Origin of the sequence: Paenibacillus sp. FSL H7-0690 (assembly GCF_037980415.1) — a bacterium.
Lineage (GTDB): Bacteria > Bacillota > Bacilli > Paenibacillales > Paenibacillaceae > Paenibacillus_AQ > Paenibacillus_AQ odorifer.
The window spans coordinates 749,278-763,077 of the sequence record NZ_CP150281.1 but is presented as its reverse complement, the minus strand read 5'-3'; the positions used below and the strand labels follow the sequence as shown (position 1 = coordinate 763,077).

The 13,800-nt window shown below is 47.2% G+C and carries 11 protein-coding genes; 2 read left to right on the top strand and 9 right to left on the bottom strand.

Going from position 1 to position 13,800, the window contains the following annotated elements; genetic code table 11:
- Positions 1-146 precede the first annotated feature (146 nt).
- The gene (locus MHI32_RS03460; RefSeq protein WP_340012697.1) at positions 147-4,430 is read right to left on the bottom strand and encodes an acyl-CoA dehydratase activase-related protein; all 4,284 of its coding nucleotides are present in this window, start codon (positions 4,428-4,430) and stop codon (positions 147-149) included.
- A gap of 123 nt (positions 4,431-4,553) precedes the next feature.
- Positions 4,554-5,021, bottom strand: coding sequence for a thioredoxin-dependent thiol peroxidase (gene bcp, locus MHI32_RS03455; protein WP_340011882.1), 468 nt, complete (start codon positions 5,019-5,021; stop codon positions 4,554-4,556).
- Positions 5,022-5,126: 105 nt separating this feature from the next.
- On the opposite strand from bcp, the gene MHI32_RS03450 reads away from it, so the two are divergent.
- Together MHI32_RS03450 and MHI32_RS03445 are read left to right on the top strand one after the other, a co-directional pair.
- Positions 5,127-6,173 (top strand): LCP family protein, encoded by a 1,047-nt coding sequence (locus MHI32_RS03450; protein WP_076282484.1) that lies wholly within the window; start codon positions 5,127-5,129, stop codon positions 6,171-6,173.
- A gap of 124 nt (positions 6,174-6,297) precedes the next feature.
- Positions 6,298-7,614, top strand: a complete 1,317-nt coding sequence (locus MHI32_RS03445) for a glutamate-1-semialdehyde 2,1-aminomutase (RefSeq protein WP_076305529.1) — start codon at positions 6,298-6,300, stop codon at positions 7,612-7,614.
- Between the two features lie 564 nt (positions 7,615-8,178).
- Here MHI32_RS03445 and MHI32_RS03440 read toward each other — a convergent pair.
- From MHI32_RS03440 to MHI32_RS03410, 7 genes are all read right to left on the bottom strand, one after another.
- Positions 8,179-8,799 (bottom strand): hypothetical protein, encoded by a 621-nt coding sequence (locus tag MHI32_RS03440; protein WP_076130525.1) that lies wholly within the window; start codon positions 8,797-8,799, stop codon positions 8,179-8,181.
- Between the two features lie 169 nt (positions 8,800-8,968).
- Positions 8,969-9,520: a peptide deformylase gene (gene def, locus MHI32_RS03435; protein ID WP_036679906.1), complete on the bottom strand. Its 552-nt coding sequence runs from the start codon at positions 9,518-9,520 to the stop codon at positions 8,969-8,971.
- Positions 9,521-9,621: 101 nt separating this feature from the next.
- Complete coding sequence (locus MHI32_RS03430; protein ID WP_340011881.1) at positions 9,622-10,944, bottom strand: stalk domain-containing protein; 1,323 nt, start codon at positions 10,942-10,944, stop codon at positions 9,622-9,624.
- Positions 10,945-11,009: 65 nt separating this feature from the next.
- Entirely contained in the window at positions 11,010-11,276 is a 267-nt protein-coding gene (locus MHI32_RS03425) for a hypothetical protein (RefSeq protein WP_340011880.1), read from the bottom strand.
- Between the two features lie 15 nt (positions 11,277-11,291).
- The gene (locus MHI32_RS03420; protein WP_036679857.1) at positions 11,292-12,176 is read right to left on the bottom strand and encodes an inositol monophosphatase family protein; all 885 of its coding nucleotides are present in this window, start codon (positions 12,174-12,176) and stop codon (positions 11,292-11,294) included.
- Between the two features lie 268 nt (positions 12,177-12,444).
- Positions 12,445-13,452 carry a UV DNA damage repair endonuclease UvsE gene (uvsE, locus tag MHI32_RS03415; RefSeq protein WP_339246253.1) on the bottom strand — a complete coding sequence of 336 codons (1,008 nt, stop codon included), beginning with the start codon at positions 13,450-13,452 and terminating at the stop codon, positions 12,445-12,447.
- Positions 13,449-13,766 carry a hypothetical protein gene (locus MHI32_RS03410; RefSeq protein ID WP_036679853.1) on the bottom strand — a complete coding sequence of 106 codons (318 nt, stop codon included), beginning with the start codon at positions 13,764-13,766 and terminating at the stop codon, positions 13,449-13,451. Before MHI32_RS03410 ends, uvsE begins: the two co-directional genes overlap by 4 nt.
- Between the last annotated feature and the right edge of the window lie 34 nt (positions 13,767-13,800).

Genomic DNA, 13,800 nt, shown 5'->3' with positions numbered 1-13,800 from the left:
CTAAATTTCGGTCAATATTTTGCTGTAACTTTCTGAAAGTTAATTTTATATTGCAGGAAAAACATGAAAATCATACATAAGTGCACAAAGCATAAAAAAAGCGAACCAAGGTAGATCCTTGGCCCGCTTTTTCGTCTGAACAATGCTCAGGTTAAGCTGTATGAACTTTCAGGTAAAGTCTGCTGCTGAGGCTTATCCTGCAGTTTTAAATTAGATGGCTTAGTCTCTTCCTGGCTGCTGGCAATTGACATCATCAGCTTAATCCGATTCGCTTGGTTGACTACGCTAACTCCAGCATCATAGTCAATCGCCACGATATTTGCACCCGGATATAATTCCTTAAGACCTTTAATCATCCCACGCCCGGTGATATGGTTGGGCAGGCACGCGAACGGTTGAATACAGGCGATGTTGTTCACACCATTATCCAACAAATCCATCATTTCTGCGGTTAAAAACCAGCCCTCACCCATCTGATTCCCTACGGACACCAGTCGGCTGGCCTTCTCGGCAAGACCATAAATATTCTCCCGTCCTTTAGCCAGCCCCGCATCCTCAAAGGCAACCTTAATCGGCTTACGGTAAATTTCCAGATAAGAGATCAGCATGGGATTGATATAGCCGAGCCGTTTGCTTTTGCCGAATTGCTCAGCTTTGTAGATCGGATTATATACACAATAGAAAATGAAATCCAGGAAGTCCGGCATTACCGCTTCCCCGCCCTCTGCCTCGATCATCTCTATAATGCGGTTATTGGCATCCGGATGGAATTTGATCAGGATCTCACCGACAATGCCTACTCTTGGTTTAGTAATACCTGTAACGGGCAGCTTGCAGAACTCTGCAACAATCTCACGAATCAGGCGTTTGTATTCTCGGAATGAAAAGTTGGATAAGATTGCCTTGCAACGCTCCATCCCTTTGCGGAATAGAACTTCCGCACTTCCTGAAACAACCTCATGCGGCCTAAAGTGATTTAACATCCGCATCATAAGATCACCATAACAAGCGGCAGCTATCAACCGATTCGCCAGCTTAAGACTGATACGGAAACCCGGCTGATTCTCCATCCCTGAAGCGTTGAGTGAAATCACCGGAATTTGTTCAAGGTCTGAATCCTTTAAGGCTTTGCGCAGCAAAGAAATATAATTCGTAGCCCGGCAGCCGCCACCCGTCTGTGACATAATCACAGCAGTACGATCCGGATCGTATTCCCCACTTTTCAGCGCCGACAGAATCTGGCCAATCGTCACAATTGCCGGATAACACGCATCATTATTAACGTATCTCAGACCTTCTTCTGTCTCTTCGGGTCCGGTCGTCTCAAGTATCTTCAGGCGGTATCCGGCATCGCGAAACACCTGCTCAAACAATTCAAAATGAATAGGCGACATCTGTGGCGCAAGAATGGTATAGGTCTCTTTCATTTCCTTTGTAAATAACACATTAGCCTGCACTTTTGGCGGCTTTTGCGGCACTACCTTACCTTTTTCACGCTCACGCATTGCCGCCAGCAATGAACGAAGCCGAATGCGCGCTGCACCAAGATTGCTGATCTCATCGATTTTGATCAATGTATATACCTTGTTATGTCTTTCCATAATATCCTGTACGGCATCACAAGTGATCGCATCGATCCCACAGCCGAAGGAAGTCAATTGAACAAGCTCCAGATCCGAGCGGACTGCAGCAAGGCGGGCTGCACGGTACATCCGGGCATGGTAGGTCCACTGATTAACAACAGCCACATCCCCTTCGCTGTGGTCCAGATGGCAGACAGAATCTTCTGTCAGCACGACGAGTCCCATCCCGGTTATCATATCCGCTATCCCGTGATTAATCTCAGGATCGGCATGATAAGGGTGTCCACAGAGCAGGATTCCTTTGGTTCCAGTATCAGCTAGGTACACAAGGGTCTCTTCCCCTTTGGTACGCACATCACCTTTGGCGTTATCAGCCTCTGTAAGTCCCGCCTGCACCGCGGACGCAATCTCTTCTCGCGGAATGCTGGTAAATGTCTTCACCAGCCCTTTGGTCAGCGCAGAAATATCATCGAAGGTCAGGAATGGACTGACAAGCTTGATTCCATTGTCCTTTAACCCATCCATATTGTTGCGAATGACTTCGGGATAAGAGGCGACCACTGGACAATTGAAGTGATTATCCGCAGCTTCATCTTCTTTTTTCTCATACACCACCGCTGGATAAAAAATAAAATCGACACCTTTACCGATCAGGCTTTGCACATGTCCATGCGCCATCTTCGCAGGATAACATATCGATTCTGAAGGAATCGTATCCATTCCGCTTTCGAAAAGCTTCTTGCTTGATTTAGGGGAGAGAATCACCCGATAGCCCAGTTTGGTGAAAAAAGTGTGCCAGAACGGGTAATTCTCAAACATATTCATGGTACGCGGAATCCCGACGGTCCCCCGCCATGCCCCTGTTTCCGGTAAACTCTCGTACTCAAAAAACCGTTCATATTTATACTGCATCAGATTCGGCAGGACATTTTTCTCTTTTTTGACTCCTGCGCCGCGTTCGCAGCGATTGCCGGTCACATAAAAGCTCTTATCCGGAAAACGACTGATCGTCAGCGCACAGTTATTCCCACAGCGGCCACAGCGGCCTGAGGAGACCTCATATTTAAAGCTGGCAAGCTCCTCTGCTCCAAGCAGCGTACTGGATCCGTTAACCCCTGCTTGCTCACGCGCAATCAGTGCACAGCCGTAAGCTCCCATTACGCCAGCTATATCCGGTCTAACCACCGTCCGCCCCGTCAAGGACTCAAAGGCGCGCAATACAGCTTCATTATAGAAGGTACCGCCCTGAACGATGATATTTCGCCCTAAGTCCTCCGGATTGCGGATTTTAATTACCTTTTGCAGAGCATTCTTGATCACAGAGTAGGCAAGACCCGCCGATAAATCCGCTAATGATGCGCCCTCCTTCTGAACCTGCTTGACCTTAGAGTTCATGAACACCGTGCAGCGCGAGCCCAAATTAACAGGCTGAGTCGCTTCGAGTGCAGTTTTGGCAAATTCCTCGATCCCAAGTCCGAGGGCAGAGGCAAAGCTCTCCAGAAAAGAGCCACAACCGGCTGAACAAGCTTCATTGAGCATAAGGCTGTCGATAGCACCGCCACGGATTTTGATGCACTTCATGTCCTGACCACCGATATCCAGTATGAAATCTACTTCTGGCATGAACTTGGAAGCTGCCTTGTAGTGTGCAACAGTCTCTACTTCTCCGCCATCTGTCCGCAGAGCGGCCTTGATTAACCCCTCACCGTACCCTGTCACATATGATCCTGCGATATGGCAGCCTTCAGGCAGAACCCGGTAGATCTCCTTCAGTGCATCGCTGACCGAATGCAGCGGGTTGCCTTTGTTGCTGCCATAAAAGGTATAGAGAATTTCGTCAGCCGAACCGGTTAACACGAGTTTAGTTGTGGTTGAGCCGGCATCAATTCCTAGATAACAAGGTCCACGATATAAGGCTAAATCTGATCTCGCTGCAGAGGCTTTGCCGTGACGAAGCCGAAATTCTGCAAGCTCAGCGGCATTCTCAAAAAGCGGAGGCAATTCAGCATCCGCAGCTCGATCCGCAGTAAAATCAACCGCCGCAATTCGCGTGATCCAGCTTGAAAGTGGCAATACGACTGGATCAGCTTCGGAGAGCGCAGCTCCAATCGCCACGAAATACTGTGAGCGTTCCGGGAACAGGATATCCTCCGCCGCCAGCTCCAGCGTTTCCGCAAACCGCTGCCGCAAGGCAGGCAGGAAGGTCAGCGGGCCGCCAAGAAAAGCCACCCGTCCTCGAATCGGACGTCCACAAGCAAGACCGCTAATCGTCTGATTAACGATACTCTGGAAGATCGAAGCCGCCACATCCTCCCGGCGTGCTCCTTCATTAAGCAGCGGCTGTACATCGCTTTTGGCAAATACACCACAGCGTGAAGCTATAGGATAGATTCGCTCATGCTTCTCCGCCAAAACATTTAAGCCTGCCGGATCGGTCTGCAGCAGCGCTGCCATCTGATCGATGAACGCTCCCGTTCCGCCCGCGCAGGCTGTATTCATACGCTGCTCAATGCCGCCCCGAAGATATATTATCTTAGCGTCCTCTCCACCCAGTTCAATCGCCGTGTCACATTCCGGAATCAGCACACTGATCGCCTTCGTGCAGGCTATCACCTCCTGAATAAAGGGAACTCCACCTAATTTGGATAAAGACAAACCCGAGGAACCGCTTACAGTAAGCCTAGCTCCCCTCTCTGGGAATCTGTCACGTACATCAGACAGAAGAGAGAGGGCCGCTTTTTTAATATCGCTATAATGTCTTACATAGTCTTGATAAACAATGATGTCCCGCTCTATGACAACTAATTTAGCAGTAGTTGATCCGATATCAAGCCCAATATGCAGCATTATCACTCCACCACCTCTTCTTGCTCCAAATTTGAAGCAATTATGAGGAAACTATATCATGACAACACCTTATATAAGCTGTTAAAAATGTAATAGACATCAATAAAAAGTAATTAGTAAAATTTATGATTCGCTTATTCCTGCTATCGTGTTTGCGACATGCCCTTTTACCCGTACCTTCCGCCATTCTTCCACTAATATCCTCTGCTCATCAATCAGAAAAGTAGATCGCACAATTCCCATAAATTCTTTGCCGTAAAGTTTCTTGAGCTGCCATACGCCGAACATTTCACTTACCTTATGATCCTCATCAGACAGCAGTGGAAAGGGCAAACTATGCTTCTCTGTAAATTTAGCGTGTGATGCCAAAGAGTCCGGACTAATGCCCAGAACAACCGCACCCACCGCCGTGATTTGATCAAAAGCGTCACGAAATTCGCAGGCCTCCTGCGTGCAGGCTGGTGTCATATTTTTAGGGTAAAAATATAAGATGACCTTTCGGCCCAAGAAATCACTCAAACTAACCTCATGCCCATTGGAAGAGGGAAGGGTGAAATTGGGTACTTTTTGTCCAATAGCTACTTCGATCAAGATATATCCACTCCTTCTTAAGATTGGGGAATTATTCCTAAATTGCACGTATCCCCAAAAGAAATTATAATGTAGTCAACGTGAATGCGAAAGGAAGAACGAGAAATGCCACCTAGAAAGAAAAGGCACGCAAAGACTGGTAAGTCAAAAAAGAAACCGCTGCTTTGGACGCTGGCCATTATACTCCTCCTTATTATCGGTGGGGCCATTTTCTACATTACAACCATTTACAATGAGCTTGGTAGCATGTCGAATACTGAAGATTCCCCTTTTCAAAATGCAGAGACCGTTGATGTCGACACCCCTGAGCCTCCTAAGTGGGAAGGTACAGAGCCTGTTAATATCCTATTAATGGGTGTAGATGCCCGAGGTGTGAAGAAAGGGGAAATCCCCCGTTCAGATACAATGCTCGTCGCTTCTCTTGACCCTGTGAAGAAGAAAATCAGTGTATTTTCAATACTGAGAGATACGTACGTTCCGATTCCAGATCATGGCGAGAAACGTATTAATACAGCGATTATTTATGGACCTAATACTGCGATGCAGACCGTCAGCGATCTGCTCGGTATCCCAATTCAATATTATGTCTACACGGACTTCCAAGGATTCATCAAGCTGGTTGATGCCGTTGGGGGTGTGGATTATGAAGTCGAAAAAGATATGGTCTACAAAACCGTTGCAGACGGTCCGGAATATGATATTGATCTAAAAAAAGGATATCAGCATCTTGACGGCAACATGGCGTTACAATATGTTCGCTTTCGGCATGACGCTACCTCCGATTTCACTCGAACCGAGCGCCAACGCGGTTTTCTCAAGGCTGTGGCTGATAAGCTGATCAGCACCACCTCCATTGTCAAGCTGCCAAATATCCTGTCGCAGGTTACGCCTTATATTGAAACCAATATGTCAGTTAATGATATGTGGAAGCTGGCAAGCGTAGGGTATAATAGCAGTATGGGTGGCAGTGAGCAAATTCCGCCAATGGATCTGCTCACTGAGGAGACTACAAGTGACGGATCACAGGTTATCGGAATTCGTAGCGAAAAGAAGCTAAAAGAATTTATACAAGATACCATAAACGGTCCTGAGCCAACACCAACCCCTACATCGGAGAACACCTCCAATAGCAGTTCTGCCGGGACCCATTAAGGGCCTGACAAGCAAAGTTCACATGTACACAAAGCTGTGACTTGGTATAATACGGGCGGACAACGGAAAACACCGTTGTTCGCCCGTTCCCTTGAGCACCAACAATCGAAAGGATGATCACATTATGAATCGTTCCACATCTGAACAACTTTATCACGAAGCCCTCCAGCATATCGTTGGAGGTGTAAATAGCCCTTCCCGCTCCTTCAAAGCCGTTGGCGGCGGAGCACCTGTATTTATGAAACGCGCCAGTGGATCTCACTTCTGGGATGAAGACGGCAATGAATATATCGATTATCTCCAAGCCTATGGACCGATCATTACCGGCCATGCCCACCCTCATATTACCAAAGCAATTACTACAGCAGCAGAAAATGGTGTTCTTTACGGAACCCCAACCCAGCTCGAAATTAAACTTGCTAAAATGCTAAAAGAAGCCATTCCATCTATGGATAAAGTACGTTTCGTCAATTCCGGAACCGAAGCGGTTATGACAACGATCCGTGTAGCCCGTGCCTATACAAAACGCAGCAAAATCGTAAAATTCGCTGGCTGTTACCACGGCCACTCTGATCTGGTGCTCGTAGCAGCAGGATCCGGACCTTCTACACTTGGCATTCCAGACAGTGCCGGTGTTCCAAGCAGTATCGCCCAGGAAGTAATCACCGTTCCTTTTAATGATCTGGACAGCCTAAAAGAGGCGCTGGAGAAATGGGGCGAAGATGTCGCAGCTGTTATGGTTGAACCGATTGTGGGGAATTTCGGCATGGTGATGCCTAAGCCTGGTTTCCTCGAAGGACTTTGCAAGCTGGCTCACGATAATGGCTCCCTTGTTATTTATGACGAAGTCATTACTGCCTTCCGCTTCCATTATGGTTCTACACAAACCTATGCGGGGCTGGATAATCATGAGGACATTACTCCTGACCTTACTGCACTTGGCAAAATCATCGGTGGCGGCCTGCCTATCGGCGCTTACGGCGGCCGCAAGCATGTTATGGAACAGGTAGCTCCACTTGGACCGGCATATCAAGCCGGCACAATGGCGGGCAATCCTGCGTCTATCTCTGCAGGGATTGCTTGTTTAGAGGTTCTGAGTGCAGAGGGTGTATACGAAGAAATGGATCGGCTTGCAATCCGCCTCGCCGATGGACTTCAAGCATCTGCAGACCGTCATGGCATTCCACTGACAATCAACCGCATCCGTGGTTCGTTTTCCACTCATTTCTGTAATCATCCGGTTACGAATTATGACGAGGCTCAGGATACAGACGGCGAATTGTTCGCCAGCTTCTTCCGGCATATGCTGAACCGTGGCATTAACCTTGCCCCTTCGAAATACGAAGCTTGGTTCCTGACCACAGCACATACTGATGCAGATATTGATGCTACACTTGTCGCAGCTGAAGAATCCTTCCGCGCTATGGCGGCTGAGAAATAAGATTGTTTTGAAACGGCAGTGCTTCATAAGCTAAAAAAAGCTGAATAGATTAAGGAGCTGTCCCAGTCCCATAAACCGCAAATGTTAAAAGAGCAGCGATTCTCCTATATTGGAGGATCGCTGCTCTGCATTTTTACTCATCCACGGCCTGCCTCTGTAGCTTGTGGCAAGCTTAAGCCAGCCGTTCTCAAGCGTCAATTTCTCTAGGCTACGTAACAGGTATCGCCGGACCTTCCCGGAGTTTAGTACAAGGGTTAGGGAGCTTGAATAGATAATTAGGGAAACCCTCCCTATAATTTAGCTGATTTAGCGGAAAACAAAGAACTTACCCCATTTTTTAGGGAGGAAATCCCTAATTCTGTTCATTTACAGAGAATATAGGTTATTTTCAGGGAGTTTTCCCTAATAACTCTGTAGCTCACACCGCAAAAAGCAGAAACACACCGTATATAGTCTAGGGGTTAAAGAAAGAAGCGTTTTGTAAGAGTGTGAGCGATAGTGACCACTTTTATCTATGGATTTCATCCGCTAACAGCGTTTGGAAATCCAAATATTCTACTGCTCTCATGTAAAATCCACCTGCTTGTCCAACGTAATCTCAGTCATTAACGGTCTTAACATTTGCTCGCTCCCAGGTACCAGTGAAAACTCTACACCCTCCAGATGCTCCGGCAGCGTTGGGGCGACCAAGAATTGCATTTGTGTATGCGCTCCACCTCCATGACCACCATGCGGCTGCACTTCATATTCATTCTCACCCACCACTTCAAGCGTTAAAGCCGTTCGAAGATGGATATGTCCTACAGCTTCTTTTAAATATTTGATTTCCACAGTAACTATGCTGAAGGCTTCATACTGCATAGCATGCGTAAGTATATATTCACATTCTTCAACGACCGTCCGCTTCACAATCGGAAGCACTCCCAGCAATAAACCAGGCTCCTCCCAATATTGTCTTCTGGGTACAGTTTCATTCATAAGATGCAAATGCTGCACAATCTGAGTAGTGTTCATCTCAAATCTAGTTACCCATTCCTCAAGTAGCTTACTATCAGGGGATAATCGTTTCTTGCCTGTTATAGCTTTACGTTCCTGAATCAGACTCAAAATCTGCTCATCAATCTTTTTAACCTCATCATTGTATTCGTTGGCGAATCCTCTAATTGGCATTCTGCTCCAGTTCATTTAAGGTCCTCCTCTTATTACTAATTTAAATCTATTAATTGTAAGGGTACATCCTTCCGATTCATTTGTAAAATATTTGAAATATCATAATCTTGCCGATAGGTAAAAAAAAAGCGACCATCAGCTTTACGCTGTAAGGTCGCCCGCTTTTTAATTCAGAGTTACTCTCCTACTCATATAAGTTCCGGATCTCCACGCCCTGAGGCAGCTTAAACGGGTTCTCCTTGTTAATTCGGTCATAGAACATAATCCCATCGAGATGGTCTATTTCATGCTGGATGATGATAGCTTGGTAGCCCTTAAATTTAAGGACAACCTCCTTGCCCTCCAGATCATAACCCTTCACCTTCACGGTTTCATACCGAGGTACAAAGCCATGCACGGGACGATCAACGGACAGACAGCCCTCGCTTTCTGGTAAGTACACCATAGACAAGGAGTGGCTTATGATCTTAGGGTTAACCCAAGCATGCTCTACAGCCCGCCCTCTCTCGTCTGTAAGATACATCGCGAACATACGCTTCTCCAGTCCGATTTGATTCGCCGACAGACCTACGCCAGAGCGCAGCTTATATTCTTCGGAAATCTCCGGGTCCTGACTGTTCTTCAGAAATTGAAGCATACATTGCAAAGCCTCACGATCTTCCGCCTGTAATGGAAGCTCCACTGGTTGTGCTACGGTACGAAGTACGGGATGACCCTCCCGCACTATATCATCCATGGTGATGATATATTCAGCATTATATTTTGAACTAGACAATATTCCATCCACCTTTTCCTTACGGGCTTAATTTAATTTCTTATGATGTATAGTATGCAGCTTTATGGATTTATGAAAGCAGTTCGCAGTTTGCTGCTGTAATTAACATCGAATCCAAGTCCTGTCGCCAAAGCGGCAAGGGGTAAGTAGGTTTTGTCCTCCTTGCCTACCTTTTGCAGAAAAGCTGGAGTATCAATAGCCACGTTCTCTCCATTCACCTTAATAAATTTCGAGCCAATGGTGATCACAACGGTTCTTCCACCATACACGATGGTAGCGCTGGAGGTTTTGTTATCCCACTTCCCGCTTGCGCCCACGGCATTTAGAATATCTTTTAGCGCCAAAAAGTTCTGCCCATTTTTAAGGATAGGCTTATTGGGTGTATTCAACTCCACGCCCTTCACTACAATCGACATCGGTACCGATGCAGTAGCCATTGTAGCTACAGTAGGAACGCGATACTCTCCCCATTGTAACTCCGCAAAGACCTTAGCAATAGTCTCGTATCCAAGCTGCGTCGGGTGAAAATCAGTTTGCCCTGCTCCAATAATATGTGTCAGCGAGCCTTCTACCCCGGCAAACTTAGCCGCAACATGAGCTACAAGCACCTTCGCTCCCTCTTGGTTCACGCTTGCAGCTACACTATCCGCTGCTTCCGTAAATTTGCCCGCTGCCGTCATTAATCTGTTGTACATTTGACCAAGCGCAACCTTAGGGGCAGGCTGATATTGATCGGCCAGTATAATCGTCGTTTGCGGACTTACCGCACGAATATTCTCCAGCACTGCCTTCACATTTGTTTGATAATCCGCTAGCCGCTGGTCCAGCTGTGTTTGGAAATCCGCATCCGTCAGCTCCTTGAACTGCAAGAACAGACTGCTTACATCATTCCCACCAATCGTAATGGTAATCAGATCAGCTTCCTTAAGCTCTGCTGCGATCTGCGGAGTTAGCTTCACGAACTGCTCTATTCGTGGATCTGGGAGACCTGCCTGAACTCCTTCAACAGTAATCACTGAACCATCCTTGATCGCTCCTGTGTAATTACGTAATCCGGCCGTAGTCAGCCCTAGAATACCATAATTAGTAAGTGTACTTCTGCCATGATACCAGCCCTGCTCAAGCAATCTCTCCGCATAGCCGTATGGCTTAGTATTCACGTCCGTCATTCCTGGCTCGTAGCCAGCAGTAATGGAATCACCTAGAGCTACGATGCGAAAGACATCTTGCCCAGAGTCTTGTATTGCAGTCGTGTCAGCCGCATTTGCCGTGCCTGCTCCTACGCTAATCAGCGCAGATAACAAAAGAAGGCTGCTTATGCCAGCTGCCCAAATTTTTTTCCAATTGCCTAGCATCGTATCCCTCCCAAATTGTTCTAATTCCATTCTACCATCCCAGTATAGCAACGCAAAAGAGCGGCCTCCTATATTCAGGAAACCGCCCTCGCAAATCACTGGCTATTATTGTCTGAATCTTCATCTGACTCTAACTTCTGCCCTGCACGCTCCAGATATTTATCATAACGGTCATCCAGCTCATATCCAATCTTACGATAACGTAATGTTTCTTCCACAATAGGATCGAGCGTAGTCTGAATACGAATTTCATATTTAGGTGAGATTTCCCGGATTTCCTTAGCCGTACGATCGCCTTGTTCCATCTCACCATCTACCAAAATTTCGCTCAGCTTGCGTTCCAAATCATCCTTCTCACTCATGCTGTATCGTCCTCCCTAAAGCTTATATCCTGTTGCTTCAGCATTCTTCAGTGACGAAACCAAATATTCGTGAATGTGGCCATTACTTGCTACTACATGGCGTGTACCAATATCATATGAACGTCCTAGGGTATCCGTAATCTTGCCTCCTGATTCAAGTACAAGCAGTACTCCTGCTGCACAGTCCCAAGGGCTTAAGCCCACTTCCCAATAGCCATCTACACGGCCTGCCGCCACATAAGCTAAATGTAGAGCAGCCGCGCCTCCGGCACGAATACCACGAATCTGCGGAAGAATACTTTGCAGTCCGGCCATATTCACAGGTTGTGCAAACTCACGATCCGGCGGAAAGCCCATAGCAATCAGGCTGTCCCCAAAATCAGTCTCCGTAGAGACCGAGGTAGGGACACCGTGCATGTAAGCTCCCTTTCCTTTTTCAGCGACGAACATTTCATCACGAGTCGGATCATAAATAACGCCTACAGTTAGTTCACCGCGAATCACCAATGCTATGGAGACACAGTAAAAAGGAAATCCGTGTACGAAATTAGTCGTACCATCTACAGGATCTACAATCCACAAATATTCATGCTCACGAGCTTCTTCCAATGCAGCGGTAGCCGCTGCTGCTCCCGGGGAAACCCCTTCTTCCCCGAGAATGGCATGGTCGGGAAAATGTGTCAGGATCAGCCTGCGAATCATTTGCTCAACGCCTTTATCAACTTCCGTAACCAGATCTTGTGCTGAAGTTTTTGTATTCAGCTCCTTCACGAGACCCTGTCTGCTCTTTATCCATTCTCCTGCTTTGGCAGCCGCATTAATGGCCACCGCCGTATGTCCCTTGCTTGTTACTACATAGGGTTCACGTTCATTCTTACCCTCTGGATTTAAAGGACTCATATCTTCACTCCACTTTCTTGAACATAATCGCCAATGGCTTTAATTCTAAAGCAATCCTATTCACAATACCGTGCAATACGTCAAAACGTTCCCCAAGTTCCCAAAGTTCCGCCAAAAGAGGACCCAATTCTCACCTGCGAGCATAAATGCCCTAGGTCCATATAAAGACGATAAGCGATTAAAGTTTCATTCAACGTACCCTATTTCAAGTTACATATCAAGTCATGATAGGACCCGTATTCGGGACCTATCTCCTTATTTTCATTGTTTAAGGTTCAATATTCACGCTTGCCCCATTTAATAAGGAAATTCCGTTACCAGCCTCAGCCAGCTCCTTCATAGCCTCCATCAATCCAAATAACGCGCCATCTTTTAGTTTCGCCTCAATCATAACATCGACAGCAGGCGTATCTGCGGCAATACGTTTCAGAAAAGCCAGCAAAGGCGCAGGTTCCACGCCATCCGCATGGCTGCGCGGATCAGACGGGCTGCGCGGACTGGATACATGAATCTTAGGCGGCAAAAGCTCTCCAGAAGGAACGTCCTTCTGTGCTAGCTCGCTTTGCCATGTCTGCAAAATGTCAGGCCACAGCTCCCAAGGGAGCTCTCCTTCATTATTCACCCATTGGTGGTGAATATCCAGCACCATCGGTAATCCTACGCTCTGACTGACTGCCAGTGTCTCCGGAGCTGTAAATGTCTTATCGTCATTCTCCAGCGTTATACGCTCCTGCAGCGCTGCCGGCAGCGCGCGGAAATGCTCCTCGAATCGCTTCGCCGCTACAGGCTTGTCCCCATAAGCTCCGCCAATATGGATATTGTTCTTCGCCATGGCAGGAAGCCCCATAGCAACCAGCATGTCCACATGGTACTGCAAATCCCGTACGGAGTTTATCAGCACCTCCGGACGGGGTGTACTAAGTACTGTAAAGTGATCTGGATGAAAAGAAACACGCAGCCCGTGCTTTTTCACATATTGGCCCACTTCCGCAAATTCCTCGGCGAGCGCCGCAAACGGATTCCAGTCCTGCAAATCCGGATGCGTCGCCAAAGGAATGATTTTGGAAGTGAGGCGGTACACCATGATGTCCGAAGCCACATTATGCTTCATCAACCGCAGCGTATTATGCAGATTCATTCTAGCGATGTTCTCCAAACGCCGAAGTGCCGCTTCACGGTCATCCAGCTTCTTAAAAGAGGCCATCGTCATTGTCTTAGATGGGGAGCAGTCTTTGATAACGGTGGACATCGCTACATATCCGAAGCGGACAATCATCCCTGTGCTCCAAAAAACATTTCCTCAGCCAAAGCCGTCTGCACTCTGGACTCTTCTTCATTCAGCTTACGCACAAGCTCCATCTCTACCGCGGTAACCTCATGCCCTTGAAAATTAATTTCTGCAATCGAGGCTGAAATTTTGACAATGGCTACAGCTACGTTCTCAGGGGTGTAAGCAATAACCTTTTGACCCGTCGGATACACACGAAAGCCTTGTTTCACCATTTTGGTGCGCCCATATTCCAGCAGCTCGTACAGCTCTTGTTCACTCTTGAATTTGCAGACGGAGTTGAATTCTGTTTGAAAACCCATGTTTCTTCTCTCCTTCCAGTCGGGATATTCCCGC

Bases quoted from the DNA above. Each gene is read 5' to 3' on its own strand.
- MHI32_RS03460 (WP_340012697.1), bottom strand. From the start codon at position 4,430: ATGCTGCATATTGGGCTTGATATCGGATCAACTACTGCTAAATTAGTT.
- MHI32_RS03450 (WP_076282484.1), top strand. From the start codon at position 5,127: ATGCCACCTAGAAAGAAAAGGCACGCAAAGACTGGTAAGTCAAAAAAG.
- MHI32_RS03445 (WP_076305529.1), top strand. From the start codon at position 6,298: ATGAATCGTTCCACATCTGAACAACTTTATCACGAAGCCCTCCAGCAT.
- MHI32_RS03440 (WP_076130525.1), bottom strand. From the start codon at position 8,799: ATGAACTGGAGCAGAATGCCAATTAGAGGATTCGCCAACGAATACAAT.
- def (WP_036679906.1), bottom strand. From the start codon at position 9,520: ATGGATGATATAGTGCGGGAGGGTCATCCCGTACTTCGTACCGTAGCA.
- MHI32_RS03430 (WP_340011881.1), bottom strand. From the start codon at position 10,944: ATGGAATTAGAACAATTTGGGAGGGATACGATGCTAGGCAATTGGAAA.
- MHI32_RS03425 (WP_340011880.1), bottom strand. From the start codon at position 11,276: ATGAGTGAGAAGGATGATTTGGAACGCAAGCTGAGCGAAATTTTGGTA.
- MHI32_RS03420 (WP_036679857.1), bottom strand. From the start codon at position 12,176: ATGAGTCCTTTAAATCCAGAGGGTAAGAATGAACGTGAACCCTATGTA.
- uvsE (WP_339246253.1), bottom strand. From the start codon at position 13,452: ATGATTGTCCGCTTCGGATATGTAGCGATGTCCACCGTTATCAAAGAC.
- MHI32_RS03410 (WP_036679853.1), bottom strand. From the start codon at position 13,766: ATGGGTTTTCAAACAGAATTCAACTCCGTCTGCAAATTCAAGAGTGAA.